The sequence below is a fragment of the Paenochrobactrum pullorum genome (assembly GCF_041929845.1).
In the GTDB taxonomy this organism is placed as follows: domain Bacteria; phylum Pseudomonadota; class Alphaproteobacteria; order Rhizobiales; family Rhizobiaceae; genus Paenochrobactrum; species Paenochrobactrum pullorum.
The window spans coordinates 33807-56341 of the sequence record NZ_JBHEEH010000012.1 but is presented as its reverse complement, the minus strand read 5'-3'; the positions used below and the strand labels follow the sequence as shown (position 1 = coordinate 56341).

General features: G+C 49.0%; 23 protein-coding genes and 1 pseudogene. 16 read left to right on the top strand and 8 right to left on the bottom strand.

Going from position 1 to position 22535, the window contains the following annotated elements:
- Window positions 1-18: 18 nt before the first annotated feature.
- Window positions 19-1038: a LacI family DNA-binding transcriptional regulator gene (locus JNC77_RS14125; protein WP_374833591.1), complete on the bottom strand. Its 1020-nt coding sequence runs from the start codon at window positions 1036-1038 to the stop codon at window positions 19-21.
- 216 nt (window positions 1039-1254) lie between these two features.
- On the opposite strand from JNC77_RS14125, the gene JNC77_RS14120 reads away from it, so the two are divergent.
- The 3 genes from JNC77_RS14120 (at window position 1255) to JNC77_RS14110 (ending at window position 4245) form a co-directional block, all read left to right on the top strand.
- On the top strand, window positions 1255-2016 hold the full coding sequence (locus JNC77_RS14120) for a creatininase family protein (RefSeq protein WP_374833589.1): 762 nt from the start codon (window positions 1255-1257) through the stop codon (window positions 2014-2016).
- Window positions 2017-2124: 108 nt separating this feature from the next.
- On the top strand, window positions 2125-3267 hold the full coding sequence (locus tag JNC77_RS14115; protein WP_374833587.1) for a CobW family GTP-binding protein: 1143 nt from the start codon (window positions 2125-2127) through the stop codon (window positions 3265-3267).
- A gap of 3 nt (window positions 3268-3270) precedes the next feature.
- Window positions 3271-4245 carry a WD40 repeat domain-containing protein gene (locus JNC77_RS14110; RefSeq protein ID WP_374833585.1) on the top strand — a complete coding sequence of 325 codons (975 nt, stop codon included), beginning with the start codon at window positions 3271-3273 and terminating at the stop codon, window positions 4243-4245.
- Between the two features lie 37 nt (window positions 4246-4282).
- Here JNC77_RS14110 and JNC77_RS14105 read toward each other — a convergent pair whose 3' ends face one another.
- Window positions 4283-5212 (bottom strand): alpha/beta hydrolase, encoded by a 930-nt coding sequence (locus tag JNC77_RS14105; protein ID WP_374833583.1) that lies wholly within the window; start codon window positions 5210-5212, stop codon window positions 4283-4285.
- A 204-nt stretch (window positions 5213-5416) separates the two neighbouring features.
- Here JNC77_RS14105 and JNC77_RS14100 point away from each other — a divergent pair, with 204 nt between their 5' ends.
- A complete protein-coding gene (locus tag JNC77_RS14100) occupies window positions 5417-6499 on the top strand; it encodes an Lnb N-terminal periplasmic domain-containing protein (RefSeq protein ID WP_374833581.1) in 1083 nt (360 codons plus the stop codon).
- On the opposite strand, the gene JNC77_RS14095 is transcribed toward JNC77_RS14100, so the two are convergent.
- The gene (locus JNC77_RS14095; protein ID WP_374833579.1) at window positions 6480-6827 is read right to left on the bottom strand and encodes a RidA family protein; all 348 of its coding nucleotides are present in this window, start codon (window positions 6825-6827) and stop codon (window positions 6480-6482) included. The two genes, JNC77_RS14100 and JNC77_RS14095, sit on opposite strands and share 20 nt — an antisense overlap.
- 386 nt (window positions 6828-7213) lie before the next feature.
- On the opposite strand from JNC77_RS14095, the gene rpmH reads away from it, so the two are divergent.
- The 6 genes from rpmH to JNC77_RS14065 all read left to right on the top strand — a co-directional run bounded on the left by rpmH (window position 7214) and on the right by JNC77_RS14065 (window position 12353).
- On the top strand, window positions 7214-7348 hold the full coding sequence (rpmH, locus tag JNC77_RS14090) for a 50S ribosomal protein L34 (RefSeq protein ID WP_374833577.1): 135 nt from the start codon (window positions 7214-7216) through the stop codon (window positions 7346-7348).
- Window positions 7349-7384: 36 nt separating this feature from the next.
- The gene (gene rnpA, locus JNC77_RS14085; protein ID WP_374833650.1) at window positions 7385-7819 is read left to right on the top strand and encodes a ribonuclease P protein component; all 435 of its coding nucleotides are present in this window, start codon (window positions 7385-7387) and stop codon (window positions 7817-7819) included.
- Window positions 7809-9647: a membrane protein insertase YidC gene (gene yidC / locus JNC77_RS14080; protein WP_374833575.1), complete on the top strand. Its 1839-nt coding sequence runs from the start codon at window positions 7809-7811 to the stop codon at window positions 9645-9647. The genes rnpA and yidC overlap by 11 nt, the downstream gene beginning before the upstream one ends.
- Before the next feature lie 255 nt (window positions 9648-9902).
- The gene (gene yihA, locus JNC77_RS14075) at window positions 9903-10580 is read left to right on the top strand and encodes a ribosome biogenesis GTP-binding protein YihA/YsxC (RefSeq protein ID WP_184219667.1); all 678 of its coding nucleotides are present in this window, start codon (window positions 9903-9905) and stop codon (window positions 10578-10580) included.
- A 90-nt stretch (window positions 10581-10670) separates the two neighbouring features.
- Window positions 10671-11567: an acetylglutamate kinase gene (argB, locus tag JNC77_RS14070; protein ID WP_374833573.1), complete on the top strand. Its 897-nt coding sequence runs from the start codon at window positions 10671-10673 to the stop codon at window positions 11565-11567.
- A 90-nt stretch (window positions 11568-11657) separates the two neighbouring features.
- Window positions 11658-12353, top strand: coding sequence for a pyrimidine 5'-nucleotidase (locus tag JNC77_RS14065; RefSeq protein ID WP_374833571.1), 696 nt, complete (start codon window positions 11658-11660; stop codon window positions 12351-12353).
- 51 nt (window positions 12354-12404) lie between these two features.
- Here the strand turns inward: JNC77_RS14065 and JNC77_RS14060 are convergent, their stop codons facing one another.
- Entirely contained in the window at window positions 12405-13244 is an 840-nt protein-coding gene (locus tag JNC77_RS14060) for an LOG family protein (protein ID WP_374833569.1), read from the bottom strand.
- Between the two features lie 206 nt (window positions 13245-13450).
- Here JNC77_RS14060 and dapD point away from each other — a divergent pair, with 206 nt between their 5' ends.
- Both dapD and JNC77_RS14050 read left to right on the top strand, forming a co-directional pair.
- Window positions 13451-14305 carry a 2,3,4,5-tetrahydropyridine-2,6-dicarboxylate N-succinyltransferase gene (gene dapD, locus JNC77_RS14055; RefSeq protein WP_374833567.1) on the top strand — a complete coding sequence of 285 codons (855 nt, stop codon included), beginning with the start codon at window positions 13451-13453 and terminating at the stop codon, window positions 14303-14305.
- Window positions 14306-14512: 207 nt separating this feature from the next.
- Complete coding sequence (locus tag JNC77_RS14050) at window positions 14513-15121, top strand: hypothetical protein (RefSeq protein WP_374833565.1); 609 nt, start codon at window positions 14513-14515, stop codon at window positions 15119-15121.
- Here the strand turns inward: JNC77_RS14050 and truA are convergent.
- The 3 genes from truA to def are packed head-to-tail and all read right to left on the bottom strand — an operon-like array spanning window position 15118 to window position 17333.
- A complete protein-coding gene (gene truA / locus JNC77_RS14045) occupies window positions 15118-15873 on the bottom strand; it encodes a tRNA pseudouridine(38-40) synthase TruA (RefSeq protein WP_374833563.1) in 756 nt (251 codons plus the stop codon). The two genes, JNC77_RS14050 and truA, sit on opposite strands and share 4 nt — an antisense overlap.
- Window positions 15874-15876: 3 nt before the next feature.
- On the bottom strand, window positions 15877-16797 hold the full coding sequence (gene fmt, locus JNC77_RS14040; RefSeq protein WP_374833648.1) for a methionyl-tRNA formyltransferase: 921 nt from the start codon (window positions 16795-16797) through the stop codon (window positions 15877-15879).
- A 5-nt stretch (window positions 16798-16802) separates the two neighbouring features.
- Window positions 16803-17333 (bottom strand): peptide deformylase, encoded by a 531-nt coding sequence (gene def, locus JNC77_RS14035; protein WP_374833561.1) that lies wholly within the window; start codon window positions 17331-17333, stop codon window positions 16803-16805.
- A 272-nt stretch (window positions 17334-17605) separates the two neighbouring features.
- On the opposite strand from def, the pseudogene JNC77_RS14030 reads away from it, so the two are divergent.
- Window positions 17606-18652 (top strand): annotated as a pseudogene (locus JNC77_RS14030) (DNA recombination protein RmuC); the annotation flags it as partial.
- A 46-nt stretch (window positions 18653-18698) separates the two neighbouring features.
- Here the strand turns inward: JNC77_RS14030 and JNC77_RS14025 are convergent.
- The gene (locus JNC77_RS14025) at window positions 18699-19505 is read right to left on the bottom strand and encodes an undecaprenyl-diphosphate phosphatase (protein WP_374833559.1); all 807 of its coding nucleotides are present in this window, start codon (window positions 19503-19505) and stop codon (window positions 18699-18701) included.
- A gap of 259 nt (window positions 19506-19764) precedes the next feature.
- Between JNC77_RS14025 and JNC77_RS14020 the strand changes: the two genes are divergently transcribed.
- The 3 genes from JNC77_RS14020 to JNC77_RS14010 are packed head-to-tail and all read left to right on the top strand — an operon-like array spanning window position 19765 to window position 22530.
- Window positions 19765-20457: a glutathione S-transferase family protein gene (locus JNC77_RS14020; protein ID WP_374833557.1), complete on the top strand. Its 693-nt coding sequence runs from the start codon at window positions 19765-19767 to the stop codon at window positions 20455-20457.
- A complete protein-coding gene (gene queG, locus JNC77_RS14015) occupies window positions 20438-21592 on the top strand; it encodes a tRNA epoxyqueuosine(34) reductase QueG (protein WP_374833555.1) in 1155 nt (384 codons plus the stop codon). Before JNC77_RS14020 ends, queG begins: the two co-directional genes overlap by 20 nt.
- A gap of 2 nt (window positions 21593-21594) precedes the next feature.
- Complete coding sequence (locus JNC77_RS14010) at window positions 21595-22530, top strand: SDR family oxidoreductase (protein ID WP_374833553.1); 936 nt, start codon at window positions 21595-21597, stop codon at window positions 22528-22530.
- The last annotated feature ends 5 nt before the right edge of the window (window positions 22531-22535 follow it).

The window sequence follows — 22535 nt, the reverse complement described above, 5'->3', positions numbered from 1 at the left end:
CCTTGATTTATAATGATATCAGCTTTTCTTCGGTTTCGTCGTGGATTGACGAATATGCAGCTCCGGATGGATCAATTCTTGCGGAACCGGCACTGGCACACCATTGAGCTGATCAAGCAAGGCACGAGCGGCTCGGCGCCCCACTTCACGCTGACCGTTCCAGACAGTCGTCAAAGCAGGGGTGGCAATCGCCGCCTCTTCCAGATCATCGTAACCGGTAACCGAAATATCTTCGCCCGGCACAAGACCCGCGCGCGCAATACCATTCATCAAACCGATAGCGGTCAAATCATTCCAGCAAACAGCCGCAGTCGGCTTGTCTTTTAACGCCAGAAATTGCGGTGCTACTTCAAAGCCGCCTTGCTTGGTGCGCGGCCCCTGAATGCGCCATTCTGGTTTGACCTCCAAACCTGCCTTTTCCATCGCCATGACATATCCGTGATAACGGTCACGGCCGGTCGATGTCTGGTCGGTGCCGCCCACCATCGCGATTTTCTTGTGGCCAAGTGAAATCAAGTGGTTAGTGGCAAGGCTCATACCATAAGCATCATCACCACGGAAAACCGGTGCATCAACACCGTCAACACTACGCGCAATTAACACAATCGGCAGACCATTATCTTCAGCGAGCTGAATATCTTCAGCCGGTGTGCCAATTGCCGGTGACATAATCACCCCATCCGCACCGAGCTGTAATAAAGTGTCGATGAATGTGCGCTGCTTTTCCAACTGGTCATAATGATTGGAAAGGATGAAAGTTTGGCGTGAACGGTCAAGCTCGGTTTCAATCGAGCGCAAAATCTCGGCAAAAAACGGGTTCATAATGTCATGCACCACCACCCCGACAATGCCGGAGCGCGAAGTGCGCAGACTGGCGGCGCGCCGGTTGTAAATATAACCGATCTCGCGCGCATGCTCTTTAATCTTCTCGCGGGTCTGGTCAGCCACCAAGGGGCTGTCACGCAAAGCCAGTGAAACAGTCGCAGTGGAAACACCCAATGCATCAGCAATTGTGGATAGTTTTATTTTTTGAGCCACGACGCCTCCTGTCTAACCCCCGTTGACCTGATTATTCAGGCTGCAATCCGCCTCCGGCAGGATAATGCCGCATATTGCTTTGGCACAACACAAACATAAATATGCGCTATATCATAAAGTTTAGTAAATTGGTCTGATAAGGAGATCAATATGGAATGATATGAATTATGCTGTTGCGACTATAAAGTGTATAAGCAATCAAACGGAAATGTAAAAGTGATCTCTGCTGCCTCTGAAACTACGACACCACAAAAGATTGCCGTTCTGCCACTCGGTGCGCATGAACAACACGGAAGCCACCTGCCGTTTGAAACGGACACCATCATTGCACAAGGCATTGCCGATCGTTTGAAACAAGCCATCTCCGGCAAACTCGACATTGAATTTCTTCCCGCGCAACCGGTGGGATATTCGATTGAACATATGGATGTTGCAGGCAGCAAAACACTTTCCTTTGATGAAGCGGTCAATCAATGGATCAGCATTGGCGCATATTTACATGCCCAAGGCATCCATAAATTAATGCTCATCAACGCGCATGGCGGCAATTCCCCCCTCCTCACCATTGTCGCCACCGAATTGCGGGTGCGTCACAATATGTTGGTGGTCGCCACCAGCTGGACACGCTTTGGCGTGCCTGAAGGGCTCATCAGTCAACAGGAAAAATCGCTCGACATTCATGGCGGCTTTATTGAAACCTCGGTGATGCTGGCGCTCCGTCCTGATCTTGTGGACATGAACAAAGCTGAAGATTTCGGCAATCGTCAGGCCGAATTTATTCAAAACTTCAAACATCTTCGTGCCTATGGCCCGCATGCTTTCGGCTGGAAAATGAGCGATCTCAACGCGCAAGGTGTGGCCGGCAATGCCAAAGCAGCCAACGCCCAAGCCGGTGAAAAACTCATTGCCCATGCAGTCAAAGGTTTAAGCGAATTACTGGAGGATATCAGCCGTTTTGATTGTGAAGACTTAAAATAAGCCATCATAATGTGCATAAGTGTCTATGTAATAGTATAGCATTTCACGGATCGATTCCCTATATCCGTCTTCTGATTAAATCCGCATCCAAATTGAGAGGCGATCATTATGAGCCAAGAGCAAACTGAAACGGCTACCACGCCGAACCGTATCCCTGTTACCGTTCTTACCGGATATTTAGGCTCAGGCAAAACCACGCTCCTCAACCGTATCCTCACCGAAGCCCACGGCAAGCGTTATGCGGTTGTGGTCAATGAATTTGGTGAAATCGGGATTGATAATGATCTGATCGTCGAATCCGACGAAGAGATTTATGAAATGAACAATGGCTGCATTTGCTGCACTGTGCGCGGCGATCTTATCCGCGTGGTGGAAGGCTTGATGCGTCGCCCGGGTCGCTTTGATGCCATTATCGTTGAAACCACCGGTCTTGCTGATCCGGTGCCGGTTGCACAAACATTCTTCATGGATGACGATGTGCGTGCCAAAACCAGCCTTGATGCTGTCGTTGCGCTCGTTGATGCCAAGCATTTACCGCTGCGCCTGAAAGACAGCCGCGAAGCAGAAGACCAGATCGCCTTTGCCGATGTGGTTCTGCTCAACAAAACCGATCTCGTCAGTGAAGATGATCTGGCCAAGATTGAAACAACCGTGCGCGCCATCAATCCGCATGCCACCATCCATCGCACGGAGCGCGCCAATATCGCGCTTGACCGTGTGCTGAATCGCGGCGCTTTTGATTTGCAGCGCGCACTGGATAATGATCCACATTTCCTCGATCACGATCATCCTGATCATGTTTGTGGGCCTGATTGTGATCACGATCACGGGCACGACCATCACCACCACCATCATAATCACGACCACAGCTGTGGCCCTGATTGCGACCACGATCACCATCATCACGAGCACGATCATGAACATGATCATGCTCAGGGCAAAGCATCCGACATTCATGATGTGACGGTGACATCCATCTCGCTGCGTACCGGCGAGTTGGATCCGGAAAAATTCTTCAGCTGGATTCAGGATATTACCCAGACCCAAGGCCCCAATATTCTGCGTCTCAAAGGTATTATGGCCTTTAAAAACGACAATGACCGTTATGTCATTCAAGGCGTCCATATGATTATCGAAGGCGATCACCAGCGCCCTTGGAAAGATGATGAAAAGCGGGAAAGCCGCCTTGTATTCATCGGACGCGATCTTGACAAGCAAGCGCTCAAATCCGGTTTCGAGGCCTGTAAATAAGCCATGCCAACACTTGCTCCTTTTGATCTCGAAGGCCATTGCCTTTTTAGCTGCTTCGTCAATGACATCCCGTTTTTTGTCATGGCCGACGGTACCGTAAATTGGCAAGATAACGGCCATCAAAAAGTAACCGCGCATGATGGTATCCTCTGCGCTGTTCTAAGCTTTGACGGTAAAAGCATCCTTACCGGTGGTGAGGATGGCCGCGTCTGCCGCATTGAGGCGTCCGGCAAAGTCCGTGAAATTGCTCATCAATCCCGCAAATGGATCACCACTATTGCCAGCGGTCCGCATGGGATGGTGGCATTTGGTTCAGGCCGTATTGCATGGGTGCTCGGTTCCGACGGCAAATTACAGGAATTGGCGCAGGAACGCAGTGTGGAAGGCATCGCCTGTGCCCCGAAGGGCCAGCGCATTGCTATTGCACGTTACAATGGCGCCGACCTGATCTGGACAGGCACCTCTGCAAAACCTGTCGATCTTGATTGGAAAGGTGCCCATATTGATGCAACTTTCTCGCCCGACGGCCGCTTTCTGGTTACGTCCATGCAGGAAAATGCGCTGCATGGCTGGCGTCTGGAAGATAACCGCCATATGCGCATGACCGGTTATCCGGCGAAGGTCAAAAGCTGGTCCTGGAGCGCCAAAGGCAAATGGCTCGCCACCTCCGGCGCATCAGCCGCGATTGTCTGGCCTTTTGCCAGCAAAGACGGGCCGATGGGCAAAGCACCGCTGGAACTTGGCATGCGCGGCGATACGATGGTAACATCGGTAAGCTGTCATCCAAGCGAAGATATTGTCGCGATCGGTTATCAGGACGGCATGATCATGGTCGTGCGCTTTGCTGACAACAAAGAAGTGCTGCTACGTCGTCCCGGCAAAAGTGCGGTCTCATCAATGGGTTGGGACAAGGCCGGTCATCGCCTCAGCTACGGCTCCGAAAATGGTGACTGTGGTTTGATCGACATCACCGCATGAAATTAAAAAAGCAGTGGTTAAAACCACTGCTTTTTTCTTAATGTTTTTTTGGCCTGACCTTCACATCGGTCAAGTTCGTGCCATCAAGAGAAGCCAACCATTGCCTAATGATCTGGCGATCTTTCAAGCCGAGCATATGCCCTGCATCCACCATTTCCGCATCCAGTTTGGCATCACTGCGGCGTAAGGCATCGGATAAAGCCGGCGCAAAAGGTGAATATAATTTATCCTGCTCACCGGTAATCGTCAGCACCTGAACTTTACTCAGATCCGCTTTCGGCATTTGTGCCAGCACCGGCATTGAGCGCATCAACACCGCACGACGTACCAGATCGGAATGCATAAACATGGTGGCAGCGAGCAAATTGGCACCATTAGAATAGCCGACAAAAGTCGCATTCGGCAAATCAAGATTTTCTTTCTCTGCCAACTTGCTTATAAAAATAACAAAAGCATCAGCTTCCTGCTGCACATCTTTTTCATCAAACTTTACGGCAGTTATTTTACGATACCAGCGCGTGCCGCCATCCTGCAAAACACGTCCTCTAACACCGAGCAAGACCGCGCGCGGCCAGACACGGCGCGCCAGGGGAACGAGACTTGCTTCATTGCCGCCCGAGCCATGCAAAAGCACCACCAATTCACGTGACGGGTTTCCCCCCTCCAATTCATCAGGATGATAAAACTGATAGATAAAGGTCCGATTACGAACCAGATTCTCCGGCTTTTTATCGTTCTTTTCTGCCGGTTTCTTCGTCGGGTCAATCATGATAAGCCCCTCTCCGGTCGGACTGATAGCAGCTGGCTTCGTCGTCACAGGTGTTTGTGTTTCGAGAGGTATATTGTGCTGCTTGCTACCCGACACCGACGCCAAAGAAAGCGTCTCCGCCATTGATGCAATTGAGAAAGACACACAACCGGATAATATACCGGCAACCAAACATGATTTTAAGAAACCGTTTACCATAAAAACTTTTTTGCCACCTAAACATTAGGCATTGGTTAAGAATGCGGGGTCACGAAGGATTAAACATGGAGTTTGGCAAAAATAATGCAAATTTGGATTTACAGGAACCGAATTACGCTGGATTTTTTTAACTTTATTACCTAGCCTCGTTTAAGCGCTTCTTGGCACTGAAAATATGCGTTGAAAACACATCATGTAAACAACATGCAAACTGGCGAGGATCGTTTAAGCGTAATGAATAATTACGACTGGCTCAATATCATCATCAAGCTCATCCTCTGTCCTGTCGCAATTGCCTTTTTCATTTGGGCAAGCTGCGCCATCTGGTTTCAAGCCCCTTTCGGCACTTTAATGCGTATTGCCATCATCGGCTTATGGCTTGGCGTGCTGGTCTGGTATCTGTGGGGTGAACGTCAGCCAGCCCCGTGGCCACGCCGCGCTATTTTCTTATGTCTGTGCCTTGCCATTTTGGGTTGGTGGGCAACCATCAAACCATCACTCAACCGTATTTGGGCTGCAGAAGTTGCCTATACCGTCACCGGCACGATTGATGGCGATATGGTCACACTCAATAATATCCGTGATTTTGAATGGATAAGCGAAACCGAATATAAAATTCGTTGGAAAAGCGAGACTTACGATCTGAACACCATTATTTCAACGGATGCTTTTCTTTCTTACTGGACCGGCCCTGCCATTGCACACACATTAGTGTCTTTCGGATTTGCCGATGGCCGCCATATCGTTTTTTCCGCAGAAATTCGCAAAGAACATCACGAAGAATTTTCCACAATTGGTGGTTTTTTCCGCAAATTTGAACTGGCAATGATTGCCGCCGAAGAAAGCGACATCATCTTTACCCGCACCAATATTCGTGGTGAGCAGGTTTATCGCTATCCGATCGATATTGAGCAGGAAACCGCCAAAACATTGTTTTTAAACTATGTGGAAAATGCCAACCGTCTGGCCGAAGAGCCGGAGTTTTACAACACGCTTTTAACCAACTGCACCACCGTCATTTTTGAAATGGCGCGCCTGATGGACCCGGGCATCATGTTTGATTATCGTATTTTATTATCAGGCTATGCGCCTTATTACCTCTATGATCACGAACTGATTTCGACAGCGGATACAGCAGAACATACAATTGCCAAAGCGCATATCAATGAGCTGGCGAAAGGTGACGCAAAAGATTATTCACGCCGTATTCGCCAGCCTGTCACACTCGAGCAGCTGGACAAAATGCCAGAGCCGAGTTTTAAAACCATTAGTCCAGCGCTGCCGTAATAATGATTTCCACTTTATAATCAGGGCTGGCGAGCTTTGCCTCGCCGGTCGCACGTGCAGGCGTGTTGGCCGGATCAACCCAAGCTTCCCACGCTTTATTCATTTCACCAAAATCAGCCATATCATCCAGCCAGATGATCGCCTGCAGAATTTTGGATTTATTAGTGCCGGCCTTTGCCAAAGCTGCATCAATCTCTGCGCAAACATCTTGCGTCTGCTGAAAAACGCTGGCGCCTGGTGTGCCGACCTGACCGGACAGATAAACCGTATTGCCGTGAATGACAGCTTCGCTCATGCGCGGGCCAACTTCAATACGACGAATGCTCATGCTCAACTCCTGCTTTGCAATGTTAAAATTTCAAGCGTCACCGCTTGAAATTCATCCGCCTATGCAGAGCATATTTATTTTGATCACAGCAATCACTTTTTTATTATCAACGCTTTTTAAATGGCGTTAGTCCCTTTAAATGAACAGCTCCGGCCTTTCCCGAGCGCGTTTACTTGTGCCTGAACCTATTTACTTGTGCCTGAACCTATTTACTTGTGCCCTAACCTATTTACTTGTGATTGACTCAAAAGGCGGCATTCTCTATAAGCCGCAACATATTCGTGAACATTTCACATCCGGCCAAAAGCCGGAGGCTTTCGTTAAACGAATTCGCTCCTGTTCAAAATACAGAACCAAGAAGGGCCGCACACCGCGGTATTAAATAAATGAAGCGTACATACCAACCATCCAAGCTCGTCCGTAAGCGTCGCCACGGATTCCGTTCACGCATGGCCACCACCGGCGGTCGTAAAGTTATTGCCGCTCGCCGCGCTCGCGGTCGTAAGCGGTTGTCCGCATAATTCGCAACCGCGCTTTAAAGCGCGGCCATGAGCGAAATGGACAAAATAACCAACAAACAAACACTCCGCCTTCGCAAGAGAGCGGAGTTTTTGACTGTAAGGAATGGCGAAAAACGCCGTGGCCCCTTGTTTCTGATGGAAGTGCGGGGGCGCACTCCAGAAGAATCGGCTAATGCTAAAATTGGCAACGCAACGCGGGTCGGTTTTACGGTGACCAAGAAAAACGGCAATGCCGTTATTCGCAACCGTATCCGCCGCAGGCTTCGAGAAGCCGTGCGCTGTCATGCAGCAGATGACATGCAGCCTTCAACCGACTATGTGATTGTTGCACGAAGAGAGGCACTCACTGCGCCCTTTCTGATCCTCGCCCAAGAAATTGCCAAGCGCGCCAAGCGCAGCAATGAAAGCAACCGATCAGATAAGAAGCGCCGAAGCGAACGACCGGAATCAGGACCCGTCAATGGAAAATAATCGAAATTTCTTCATCACCATTGCCCTGTCCATCCTCATACTGACACTCTGGCAGGTCTTTTACATGGGCCCCAAGTCGGAAGCCCAGCGTGAACAGACACGCATTGAGGAGCAGCAGCGTCAGGCACAAACCGCCACGCAGCAGGGCAATGGAGCCAATACCGGCTTAAGCGACACCCCCCAGTTACAGCAATCTGCTGATAATATTCCGGGTCAGGTTCCGGGAGCTGACAATGTTGCCGCCGGCTCACTGAGCCGCGAGGCAGCACTTGGTCAGTCCAAGCGTATTGCCATTGAAACCCCGGCTTTGCGCGGTTCCATCAATCTGACCGGCGCGCGTCTTGATGATTTATTCCTGAGCAAATATCACGAAACCGTCAGTGACAAATCGCCGAATATTGAGCTCTTGGCACCTTCTGCCTTGCGTCAGGGCTATTTTGTTGAACTGGGCTTTGCCGGCAATGACACAACCGGCGCAGTCCCGGGTCCGACTACTGTCTGGACGGTTGAAGGCAATGACAAGCTTACCCCTTCAACACCGGTAACATTGTCCTTCACCAACGAGAAAAACATCACTTTTAAACGCACCATCTCGGTGGATGATGCTTATCTCTTCACTTTCGAAGACAATATCATCAATGAAGCAGGTGTGCCTGTTTCGCTGGCCTCTTATGGTCGCGTTACCCGCTTCAACCAGCCGGAACATGCAAGCGCCACTTATGTACTGCATGAGGGCCTGATTGGTGTAATGGGTGACGACGGTCTTCAGGAAATCAAATATTCCAAGATCGAAGACAACAAGGACATGCCGTTTAAAGACGTGTCCGGCGGCTGGCTCGGCATCACCGATAAATATTGGGCTGCAACCCTTATTCCGCCACAGGCAGAAAAATACACGGCCCGTTTCTCCCATTTCACCAATGACCGTCCGCGCTATCAGGCTGATTTCCTGAGCGAGCCGATCACTGTTGCTGCTGGTGAAACTCAAAAACTGACCAATCATGTTTTTGCCGGTGCAAAAGTTGTTTCCGACATCAAAAAATATGAAGAAAATCTCAGCATCAAAAACTTCGAATTGCTGATCGACTGGGGTTGGTTCTACTTCATCACCAAACCGATGTTCTACCTGATTGACTGGATTTATAAATTCTCCGGCAATTTCGGTGTCGCGATTCTGGTGGTAACCGTTATCCTCAAAGGTCTGTTCTTCCCGCTTGCCAACAAGTCTTATGCTTCGATGGCACGTATGAAGATGATGCAACCTGCAATGCTTGAAATCCGTGAAAAATATGCGGATGATAAAGTCAAGCAACAGCAGGAAATGATGCAGCTTTACAAACGGGAAAAAATTAACCCGCTTGCTGGTTGCTGGCCGGTATTGGTGCAGATCCCTGTATTCTTTGCGCTCTATAAGGTGCTCTATGTCACCATTGAAATGCGCCATGCGCCTTTCTTTGGCTGGATTCATGACCTTGCAGCGCCGGATCCAACATCGCTGTTCAACCTGTTCGGTCTGTTGCCATATGATGTGCCACAGTTCCTGATGATTGGTGTCTGGCCGGTGATCATGGGTATCACCATGTTCTTGCAGATGCGCATGAACCCGACCCCACCGGATCCGACACAAGCGATGATCTTCACATGGATGCCGATCATCTTCACCTTCATGTTGGCCGCTTTCCCTGCTGGTCTCGTCATCTACTGGGCATGGAACAATACACTTTCGATCACCCAGCAGGCGATTATCATGAAACGTCAGGGTGCCAAGATCGAATTGTTGGACAATCTTAAAGGTCTCTTCAAGAAAAAGCCCAAACCGGCTAAATAATCCGGTATAAGAATAAAAGCCCCTGTCTTCACAGGGGCTTTTTTTACATCATTTTTAATTGCATAGTTGACAAGCGAGCTATTAAGCTTGATGCCAACATTGAAAATAAAACCCCTTCTGAACTGGATATCCAAGTTGAGCAAACAAGATAAACCAACATCCAAAAACTTGAGCTCTGCTTCTCCGGCTTCAGCGAAAGCATCCACACCTGCAAAAGCACCTGTGATCAATATTACATCTTCCAATGTCGGCGAACTGCTTGCCCGCGAAGAAGCTGCGCGTCAGGCTCTGATCAATGAAGGTCGTCTGCTTTTTGCCAAAAGCTGGATTTTCATCCGCGGCGTTCCGTCGATGAAGTTTCTGCCGGCAGAAGGCCCTGTCGAGATTGCCTTTGCCGGACGCTCCAATGTTGGCAAATCCTCGCTGATCAATGCGCTTGTGACAAAAAAAGGCTTGGCACGCACATCCAACACGCCGGGTCGCACACAAGAGCTCAACTATTTTGTGCCTGATGGCTATTCAGGCGAGGACGGCGATCTGCCGCCACTCGCGCTTGTCGATATGCCGGGTTATGGTTTTGCTGAAGCGCCTAAATCGCAAGTGGATGCATGGACGCGACTGGTCTTTGATTATTTGCGCGGCCGCACCACTTTGAAACGCGTTTATGTGCTGATTGATTCGCGCCACGGCATCAAAAAGAACGATGCCGAAGTGCTTGATCTCCTCGACAAAGCTGCGGTTTCTTATCAGATTGTGCTCACCAAGATCGACAAAATCAAACCAGCCGGCATTCCGCGCCTGATGGAAGAGACCAAGAAACTCACCATCAAACGCGCCGCCTGCTTCCCCGGTATCATTGCCACTTCATCGGAAAAAGGCATCGGCTTTGAAGAATTACGCGCGGCCATCGCGCTTGTTGCCAAAGAAGCCTGATTAATCACAAAACACCAGTTGAAGCATTCCGTCAGGAATGCTTTTCTGTAATGAACCACTTTATGTCCGTTTGCTGCTATGGATAATGTAATGACCAATACACCTGAACAGAATGCCGAAGTACAAGCTCAACTTTTATCCGCAGCACTGCCTTTTATGCAGCGTTACGAGAATAAAAATGTCGTGGTGAAATATGGCGGTCACGCCATGGGCAATCCGGAACTGGGCAAAGCTTTTGCACGTGATATCGCATTGTTGAAACAATCCGGCATCAACCCGATTGTGGTTCATGGCGGTGGCCCGCAGATTCAGGCCATGCTTACCAAACTCGGCATTGAATCGCGTTTTGAAGGTGGCTTACGTGTTACCGACGAGAAGACCGTCGAAATCGTTGAAATGGTGCTTGCCGGTTCCATCAACAAAGAAATCGTCGCTCTCATCAATGCCGAAGGAGAATGGGCAATCGGTCTTTGCGGTAAAGACGGTAACATGGTTTTTGCCGAAAAAGCCCGCAAGACTGTGATTGATCCGGATTCCAATATCGAAAAAGTGCTGGATCTTGGTTTTGTCGGCGAGCCGGTTGAGGTTGATCGCACATTGCTTGATCTCCTGGCCCGTTCCGAAATGATTCCTGTGATTGCGCCGGTTGCACCGGGTCGTGACGGTCACACTTACAACATCAATGCCGACACTTTTGCCGGTGCAATTGCCGGTGCATGTAAGGCTACCCGCCTATTGTTCCTCACCGATGTTCCGGGCGTTTTGGACAAAGACAAAAACCTGATCAAAGAACTGTCGATTGCTGATGCAAAAGCTTTGATCAAAGACGGTACCATTTCCGGCGGCATGATCCCGAAAGTGGAAACCTGCATTGAAGCGATCAACCGCGGCGTTGAAGGCGTGGTTATCCTCAATGGTAAAACGCCTCATTCCATTCTGCTTGAACTCTTCACCGAGCGCGGTGCCGGCACATTGATCGTACGCTAAAATTTACAAGCGTCTCTTGTCTGTAGCAGCCGGTATTGAAACAATGCCGGCTGCTGGATTTTATTGTGGTCTTTATTTTCTGAGGATGTGATGACTAACATACCGGATGCTCAAGCTTTTTCGCATATTACAGATTGGGTGTTTGATCTCGACAACACACTTTATCCGCACGAAACCAATTTGTTTTCGCAAGTGGACGCACGGATGACGGCCTATATTCGGGAGTTGTTGCAGCTTGATCACGATGATGCGCGCAAATTGCAAAAACAGTTCTACCGCGATTACGGCACCACGCTAAAAGGCTTGATGGAAGTCCACAATATCGATCCGGACGACTTTCTGATGAAAGTACATGATATTGATTATACATGGCTGAAACCTGATCCGGATTTGGCGAAGATCCTGAACCAGCTTCCAGGTCGTCGTTTTATCTTCACCAATGGGGATCGAACCCATGCCGAGCGTGCTGCCAGCCAGCTCGGGATTCTCGATTGTTTTGACGATATTTTTGATATTGTCGCCGCCGATTTAATGCCAAAACCGGCACAGGCAACCTATGACGGTTTCTTGCAAAAATTCTCGGTCGATCCGACAAAGTCGGTGATGTTTGAAGATTTGGCGCGCAATCTCACTGTACCGAAAAATCTTGGCATGAAAACCGTGCTGATCGTACCCAATAATTTCGAACCGACGTTTTCGGAAATCTGGGAAAGCGATGAAAGCTACACTGATGAAGTTGATTATGTCACCGATAATATCGGAGCATTCTTAAAATCGGTACTCTGAGACAAATTAAAAAGGCGCCAGTTTTTAACTCTGCCGCCTTTTTTTAAAAACTTATAATGAATAGAAGCGCTTCACTTCTTCCCATGCTTCTTCTGCCGTATCAACAAAGGTCAGAAGATCCACATCGGATGGTGAGATAGTGCCCTGCTCGGCAAGATAATCAATATTGATGGCCTTGCTCCAGAACTCTTTGCCAAACAGCAATAATGGCACCGGCTCCATACGATTGGTCTGGATCAGCGTCATGGTTTCAAACAATTCATCCATTGTTCCGAAACCACCCGGAAACACGGCAAATGCTTTGGCACGCATCAGGAAATGCATTTTGCGGATAGCAAAATAATGGAAGTTGAAGCATAGCTCCGGTGTCACATAAAGATTGGGCGCCTGCTCATGCGGCAGCACAATATTCAAACCGATGCTTGGCGCACCCACATCCTGTGCGCCGCGGTTTCCCGCTTCCATCACACCGGGGCCGCCGCCTGTCACTACAACAAATTCACGGTAATAAGTGGTTGCTGAATATTCCGAGCAGCGACGTGCAAACTCACGTGCTTCTTCGTAATATTTGGCATTGGCTTCGAGATTTTTCTTTTGCAATTCGTTTTTGGCAGCCCATGCCTCGCCACCCGGTTCAGGGATACGCGCTCCGCCAAACAACACAACGGTTGATTTGATACCGCGATCTGCCAGCACCATTTCAGGCTTGAGCAGTTCAAGTTGCAAACGTACAGGGCGCAATTCACGTCGCGTCAGAAAATCATTATCGTCAAAAGCCAAACGGTAAGCGTCGGATGTGGTTTGTGGGGTTACAGGCACTTCCGCTGCCTGCTTCACAGCTTCCTGTGAGTTCGGAAATGGCGTCCAACCGTTTTTCTCAATCGGATTCATATTTTATCCTGTCTCATTCCTGTTATTTCACATCGTCATCAAAGATGCATAGCATTACAAGGGTGAATAAAAAATCATTCTGTTGTTGTATATCAAGATTGCGTGAACCCTGTGTTTCCACTATCCATAAGCACTTAAGCCTTATTTTAATTACGCCCGCAGTGTTTAACTGCTCTTACAATTCGCTATTGAAAAGTCTCGCACCAATGCAACATACCGATCTTCATTCACTTCAAAACATCATTGAAAATGCATTTACAGAAGCTGAAGCGATTACCCCTGATACCAAGGGCGAAATTCGCGATGCAGTAGAACATGCCTTGCAATTGCTGGGCGAAGGCAAGCTTCGTGTCGCAGAAAAACAAGAAAATGGCAACTGGTACACCCATCAATGGTTGAAAAAGGCCGTGTTGCTCTCTTTCCGTCTCAAGCCAATGGCACTCATCAGCGGCTCGCCCAACCAATCCTCATGGTGGGATAAAGTGCCGTCCAAATTTAATGGCTGGGGTGAGCAGGAATTTCTGCAAGCTGGTTTTCGCGCAGTCCCTAATTGCGTTGTCAGACATTCCGCTTATATCGCACCAAAGGCCGTGCTGATGCCCTCATTTGTCAATGTCGGCGCCTATGTCGGTGAAGGCAGCATGGTGGACGCATGGGCAACCGTTGGTTCCTGTGCCCAGATCGGCAAACACGTGCATCTGTCTGGTGGCGTCGGCATTGGCGGGGTTTTAGAGCCGTTGCAGGCAGGTCCGACCATTATCGAAGACCATTGCTTTATCGGTGCTCGCTCGGAAGTGGTTGAAGGTTGCATCATCCGTGAAGGCGCGGTGCTTGGTATGGGTGTTTTCATCAGCCAATCTACCAAGATCGTCGACCGCGAAACCGGCAATATCACCTATGGCGAAGTGCCGCCTTATTCTGTGGTCGTTGCAGGTGCATTGCCTGGCAAACCAATGCCCAATGGTCAGCCGGGCCCAAGTCTTTATTGTGCGGTCATTGTCAAACGTGTCGATGCACGCACCCGCTCGAAAACATCGATCAATGATTTGTTGCGTGACTAACCTTGGAACAAATAAGACGAGGACAAAAGTCCTCGTCTTATAAGGGGGATGTAAACGGTATTGAAACTTTTACATCGACTGGAGACTTATTGAATAGCGACAAAACATGCCGCCAATAAGGCAAGCTGTATCTGTTGTATTTTTGCGTTTATTTTCCTAAGCTTACAGCCAATTATTCCTCCTCGCGTCAGTTAAGGTTTGTGAACTTTGCCAACAATCGACACAATTTACCGCTATTTCTACGGTGTCTGGCGCATGATGACCGGCAAGTCCGACGGGCTTGCCTATCTCGACATCTCAGCCGATGGTTTTTGGCGCTCATTTTACGCAATTCTTGTAAGCCTTCCGCCACTGCTTGCGGGTTGGGTTGCCTATGCAGCAGAACTTACCGGCGGGCGAGAGGAAACTGCCATGCGTTTTTCCATCGTCATCAAAGCAGCAATTGTTGATATTACGGCATGGATTTTGCCGATTTTTCTTCTTGGCCTTGTCGTTAGCAAAATTGGTATTGCCAAACGCTTTGCCCCTTATGTCATTGCCAGCAACTGGGGCACAGCATTGTTGGCATGGGCTTTTGCGCCCATCAGCCTGGTACAATTAGTGATGCAACAGCGCAGCCAAACCATAAGCATTCTGTCGCTTGTCTTTATGATCGCAATTATCGTAATGAGCTATCGCCTCACACGCACGGCTCTGCAAAAACCAACCAGTTTTGCCCTGCCCTTTTATATTGCGATGTTCATGGTGTCTTTTGCCATCACCATCATGTTACAAGAATTATTCGGCATTAATTACGATTTTAACGCCGGTTATTAAACTGGATCATCATAATCGACGCCGATAAGATAGAGCCCGTAAGGCGGTGCAACCGCGCCACAACGCGAACGCTCACGCGCTTCTAATGCAGCAACCAAATCTTGGCTGGTCCAGCGGCCGGAACCGACTTCCATCAAGCTACCGGCGAGTGAGCGCACCTGATTATGCAGGAACGAGCGCGCCGACGCCCGAATTTCAATAATCTCGCCATTGCGTGTCACATCCAGACGATCCAATGTTTTGACCGGACTTTTTGCCTGACATTGGCTCGCGCGAAAAGTGGTAAAATCATGCTCGCCGAGCAAAAGCTGCGCAGCCTCATGCATCTTTTCATGATCAAGCGGTTTGGACACCCACCATGCGCGATTAAGATCAATACTTAACGGCGGGCGACGATTGTGAATGCGATAAAGATAATGACGGCCACGGGCAGAAAAACGCGCATCAAAATGATCAACGGTTTTCTGCACATTGATAATGCTGACCTTCTCCTGCCATTGCGCCAGATGGGCGTTCAAGGCCTCACGGAGTTTACCGGCCGACCAGTCACGCTCCAAATCCACATGCACAGTCTGAGCCAAGGCATGCACACCTGCATCGGTGCGTCCTGCCGCGCCAAGCGTTAAATCCTGACCGGTAAAGCGCTTGAAAGCCTGCTCGATAGCCGCCTGAATGGTGTGACCATTTTCTTGACGCTGCCAGCCGACATAAGGCGTGCCGTCATATTCAACTGTCAACCGATAACGCGGCATTCTTCAAAGAACCCGCAAATCGGCTGCGCCGCGTAAAAATTCGGATGCCGGCAATGCCTTGCCACCAGCGCGCTGCAGGCTCAGCAATCGCACAGCCCCCGCACCGCAAGCAATGGTCAGCTTGTCGTCAAGAAGGGTGCCGGGTGTGCCTGAACCTCCGGCCAAAGTAGAGCGCAAAATTTTAACGCGTTCCACTTTGCCGCCAATTTCCATCTCGCACCAACTACCCGGAAAAGGCGACAAGCCACGAATGGTATTATGCACAATTTCAGCTGGCTTCGACCAATCAATACGCGCTTCCGCCTTGTCGATTTTGGCGGCATAAACCACACCGTCTTCGTCCTGAGGACTGAGCGTCAGACTTTCACGCTCCAAAGCACCCAATGCACGGATCATCAAATCCGCACCTGTCATGCTCAGCCTGTCATGCAATTCACCGGTGGTCATATTCTCGGTGATCGTGATTTTCTCAACCATGGCAACAGGGCCGGTATCCAGCCCCTCATCCATTTTCATAATCATCATTCCGGTCTCTTTGTCGCCAGCCATAATGGCGCGCTGGATCGGTGCCGCACCGCGCCAGCGCGGCAATAGCGACGCGTGACCATTGTAGCAACCAAGGCGCGTGCCTTCCAAAATCGGCAGCGGCAATAACAAGCCATAGGCGACAACAATTGCAACATCAGCTTCCAGATCACGGAATTTTTGCTGCTCTTCTTCGGAACGCAAGCTTTTTGGCGTAAAGACAGGAATGCCGAATTCTTCCGCTTTTTGATGTACAGGGGACTTGGTCAACTCCAGACCACGGCGTCCTGCGGCACGCGGCGGCTGCGAATAAACGGCAACCACATCATAACCATGACCAATAATAGCGGTGAGAACAGGTACGGAGAACTCCGGCGTTCCCATGAAAACGACACGCAATGACATTATAGCACCTGCTTGCTTTGCTGGCGTTCTTTGGCGATTTTTTTGAATTTCTTGATCACCATATCGCGTTTCAGCTTGGAAATGTGATCAATAAACAAAACGCCATCCAAATGGTCAATTTCATGCTGGATGCATGTGGCCATCAATTCATCGACTTCCATTGCCTGTGGCTTACCCTGCACATCCTGATATTCAACGTGCACGCGTGCGGGACGTTCTACCTCAGCATAATATTCCGGAATAGACAAACAGCCTTCTTCATAAATGCTGCGCTCATCGGATGAATGCACGATCTTCGGATTGACAAACACATGCGGCGCTTTTTCATCGCCCTCACGTGCCAGATCAATCACCACCAGACGGATCGGCTCACCGACCTGAATAGCAGCAAGCCCGATACCAGGTGCATCATACATGGTATCAAACATATCATCAGCAAAAGCTTGCAGTTGTGCATCAAAACGCTCAACCGGTTTTGACACCAAACGCAAGACAGGATCGGGTAAAATAATCAGTGGTTTTATCGACATGGGTTTCACCTAATTGTTACAAGTTACCACGTCAATGCTCGTGAACGGCCGAATGATAAAATGTTCCTGTTTTGATCTCTTAATTCATGCGCGAATCGGTTAAAGCAATATGTATGGAAAACACAAATAGCCTGACACAGCCAGTTTTTCAGCTTGGCCAATATCAATTTTCAGCGGGTTTTTTGCTCGGCGCAATTTTTCTTGCCGTCATTCTCATAGGGCTGCTGTTTATATGGATGGGCAACCGTAACGCGAAAAACGCGATGATCACCGAAATGCTCGCCGAAGAGCGCGCCCGTGACGCAGAAATGCGCATGGCTGAAATTTTGAAAAGTCAGGCCGAAATGCAAGGCCGGATGCAAACCATGGCGGAAGTATTCGGCTCGCGCCAATCCGAGCTTAATCAATCCATCCGCGAGCGCCTCGACGGCATGACCAACCGCCTTGGTCACACCATGAACGAACAAACCAGATCAACGCATGAAAATCTTGCCAAACTGCAAGAGCGGCTTGCGGTGATTGATACGGCACAAAACAATATACAATCACTGGCCGGACAAGTGGTGCAGTTACAGGCCATTCTTGCCAATAAACAAAGCCGCGGCGCTTATGGTCAGGCACGGATGGAGGCGATCATCGCCGATGCTTTACCGCAAGGGCTTTATGAGTTTCAATCAACACTTTCCAATGCAACCCGTCCGGATTGTATCATCCGTATGCCCAATAATGCGCCCTCACTCGTGATTGATGCCAAATTTCCGATGGAAGCATGGACAGCGGTGCGCGAGGCCAAAAGTGCGGAGGCACAAAAACAAGCCGCGCAACAATTCCGCCGCGATATTGAAGTCCATATCAAAGATATATCCGATAAATATCTGATTGCCGGTGAAACGCAGGATACGGCCTTTTTATTTGTGCCGTCAGAATCGGTCTTTGCAGATATCCATGAGCATTTTTCATCGCTTATTCAAAAAGCCCATCGTGCCCGCGTCGTTATCGTCTCCCCATCGCTTTTGATGCTTTCAATTCAGGTAATCCAATCGGTATTGAAAGATACCCGTATGCGGGAGCAAGCCCATCTTATCCAAGCCGAAGTGATGCGCTTGATGGAAGATGTAACGCGGCTTGACGAGCGTGTTCGCAAATTACAAACCCATTTCCAGCAAGCCAATAAAGATATTGATGATATTCTGATCTCATCCTCCAAAATCAGCCGCCGTGGCGAAAAAATTGAAACACTTGAACTTGGCAGCCCACCAACACCCGATACACCTACCTCCGAACCGCAATGGCATCTGCGCCTTGTTGATGATGAATGAATAAAAAGAAATGCCGGTTAAGTTACTTAACCGGCATTTTGAATTCTTAGCCCCACACCATCAAAGCAGCCATACCAGCAGCACCGACAATCAGCCGCCACCATGCAAACAGCTTGAAACCGTGACGTGATACATAATCGAGCAAATAGCGCACAACAAAGACGCCGGAAATAAAGGCCATCACAAAACCAACCGCAATCAATGCGCCATCATTGAATGACAATTGATTGTGGGTTTTATAAAGATCATAGGCAAAAGCACCCGCCATTGTCGGCATCGCTAAAAAGAATGAAAATTCAGCCGCCGAGCGCTTGTCGGCACCAAGCAATAAAGCGCCAACAATGGTTGAGCCTGAGCGCGACACACCAGGCACCATCGCCAGACATTGCACAAAACCAATGATCAGACACATTGGCAGCGAGAAATCCATTGCATTATGATAACGCGGCTTCAAGTCGATCCGGTCGACCCAGAGCAAAATAAAACCGCCCAAAATCAACATAATGCAAACCAGCATCGGGGTTTCAAACAGCACTGTTTTGATAAATCCATGCGCCAATGCACCAATGAAAGCCGCTGGCAGAAAAGCCACCAACACGCCCAGCACAAAACGACGTGTTTTGGCATCACTGGAAAAATCGCGCAACAAGCGCATGATTTTAGCTGCATAAACGCTCAAAATTGCAAGAATAGCGCCGAGTTGCACCAGTACTTCAAAGGATTTTCCGGCGGATTCAAAGCCTAAGAAATGTCCGACCAGCAATAAATGCCCGGTCGATGACACAGGTATAAACTCGGTCATACCTTCCACGAGGCCCAAAAAACCCGCCTCAAGAAAATTATAGATGTTCATAAACTGCTGCCTTTTGTCACTTAAGCATATAAAAATGCTCATTGACCACATTTTAAACATGAAAGCTTAACAATAATTTCAGCATAAATGCCTATCAGGTTATTTTACGGAAAAACATTTCCTCCAATCTTTGCACCCTAATCCTTGTCGACGGGTTCCGGCAGTTCAACATAGCAGCAGCGCTTCACGAAGTTTCTGTTATGTCAGTCATATTGACTATGCTTGGAAGCCATATTTGAAAGTGTTGTTGCCTGCGGTCATGCTTACGCTTTTTCATCATCCCATGTCGTCCGGTTCCCGCTATACCCGTCTTATTCTCAACGAATATGACGTTGATGCCGAGCTTATCGAAGAACGCCCCTGGGCACGCCGTAAAGAGTTTTTAGCGATCAATCCTGCTGCCACTTTACCGGTTTTGCTGGCTGAAAATGATCTAGCGGTTATTGGTGCGTCGGTGATTGCTGAATATCTCGACGAAACACGCGGTGCCTTGAAGCGTAATCGTCGACTTCTACCGGAAAGCCCGATGGAGCGCGCTGAAGTGCGCCGTCTGGTTGATTGGTTTCTGGTCAAATTTGAAAATGAAGTAACCCGTCATATTGTGCGCGAACGCGTTTATAAATTGCAGATGTCGGCAGAAATAGGCGGCAGTGCGCCTGATTCGACCGCAATCCGCGCCGCACGCACCAATATCCGCCAGCATATGAAATATCTGGACTGGCTGGCCGCCACGCGTGACTGGTTGGGTGGTGGACATGCCACTTATGCTGATATGGCAGCCGCAAGTGCTATTTCCATTTTGGATTATTTGGGCGAAATTGAATGGACTGAAACACCAGCGGCACGGGACTGGTATGCGCGGATGAAATCGCGCCCATCCTTCCGTCCGCTATTAAACGACCGGGTTCGTGGATTGGCGCCGGTGGCACATTATGGTGACCTTGACTTCTGACGACAAAGAAACGGCCAAAAAGCTGAAACTCAAAAACCTGCTCGCGGATGAAGCCCGCGCAGCAGGTTTTGACGTCGTGGCTTTTACCCATCCCGGTTCCATTCCGCAGGCACCAGAACGCCTGCGCGAGTTTATCGACAATGGTTATCACGCCGATATGGAGTGGATGGAGGAAACAGAAGAGCGTCGCGCCAATCCGCAAACCCTATGGTCGGAAGTGCGCACCATTGTCATGCTCGGCATGAATTACGGCCCCGAACATGACCCGATGGAAGTTTTGAAACATAAAGACCGCGGTGCCATTTCGGTTTATGCGCAAAATCGCGATTACCACGACATTATCAAAGGCAAGCTCAAACATGTTGCCAGTCGCTTCATCGCGCGCGCAAGCGGCGCGGTTAAAGTATTTGTCGACACGGCACCTGTGATGGAAAAGCCCCTAGCCGCCGCAGCCGGTATGGGCTGGCAGGGAAAACACACCAATTTGGTCAGCCGCGACTATGGCTCATGGTTGTTTTTGGGTTCTATTTTCATCACGCTGGATTTGCCCCCCGATGAACCCAATCGCAACAATTGCGGCTCGTGCCGCGCCTGTCTTGATGTATGCCCGACCAATGCTTTTCCTACTCCCTTCAAAATTGATGCAAGGCGCTGCATTTCTTATTTAACGATTGAGAATAAAGGCCCGATCCCGCACGAATTTCGGAAAGCCATTGGCAATCACATCTATGGCTGCGACGATTGCTTATCGGCCTGCCCGTGGAATAAATTTGCTCAAAAAGCACAGGAAATCAAACTGCGCGCCCGCGAAGATCTGCGCAGCCCCTCGCTGGAATTTCTGCTGAATTTAGACGATGCCGAATTTCGCACTTTTTTCTCCGGCTCCCCGATCAAGCGCATCGGCCGCAATCGCTTCTTACGCAATGTGATGATTGCTGCCGGCAATTCCGGCTTTTCAAGCTTTGTGCCGCAATTGGAATACCATTTGAACGATCCAGATCCTTTAGTGCGCGGCACGGCTGTCTGGGCTTTGCGGCAATTATTGCCTCACGATAAAATTAGCCCATTACACGCGCATTATGCTAAAGATGAAACCGACCCTTATGTTTTAGATGAATGGAACAGGTGCCAGTAGCTATGCGGATTTTTCTTATCGGTGCAGGTTATTCAGCGCAATTTTTCGCACAGAAAATGAAAGACAATGCCCAATCCATCTATGGCACAACCCGCTCAATAGAAAAATTTGAAACGTTAAAACAATATGGCATTGAGCCACTCGTATTTGCAGAAGATGCAATTGACCCGAATTTTGCAAGTCATTTAAAAAACGCCACTCATATTGTCATTTCGGCAGCACCCGGCAAAGACGGCGATCCGGCCTTACCCCATGTAGAAGATGCATTAAATGCACCTGACAATAAAATTGAATGGATCGGATATCTTTCCACCGTTGGTGTTTATGGCGATCATAAGGGCGCACTCATTGATGAAACGGCTGCCTGCAACCCATCGGCACAGCGTTCAAACGAGCGGATAAAAGCCGAGAAACAATGGCTGGCTTTAAGCGAAAAATACCAAATGCCGGTCGCAATTTTACGTCTTTCCGGCATTTATGGCCCTGACCGCAATGCTTTTGTTAATTTGGCACGCGGTACCGCACGTCGTATTATTAAAAAAGACCAGATTTTTAACCGTATCCATGTGGAAGATATTGCCGGCTCGCTTGAATATTTAAGCACGCGAAAAATCGACGGTATTTTCAACATTACCGATCATGAACCAGCACCGCCACAGGATGTGGTGACTTTTGCCGCCGAATTGATGGGTGTCACACCGCCGGAAGAAATTGATTTCGACAAGGCTGAAATGACCCCGATGGCGCGCTCTTTTTATGGCGAGAACAAACGCGTTTCTAATAAAAAAATAACCGAAACCGGCTATCAGTTTATCTATCCGAATTATCGCATTGCTTTTAAGTCCATGTGGGAAAAGTCGAACTGGCGCTCGCACAAAGATTATAAAATTTCATCATCATTTGGAAAATCCATATGTCTGAAAAACGCTTTTTTTTGAAAAAC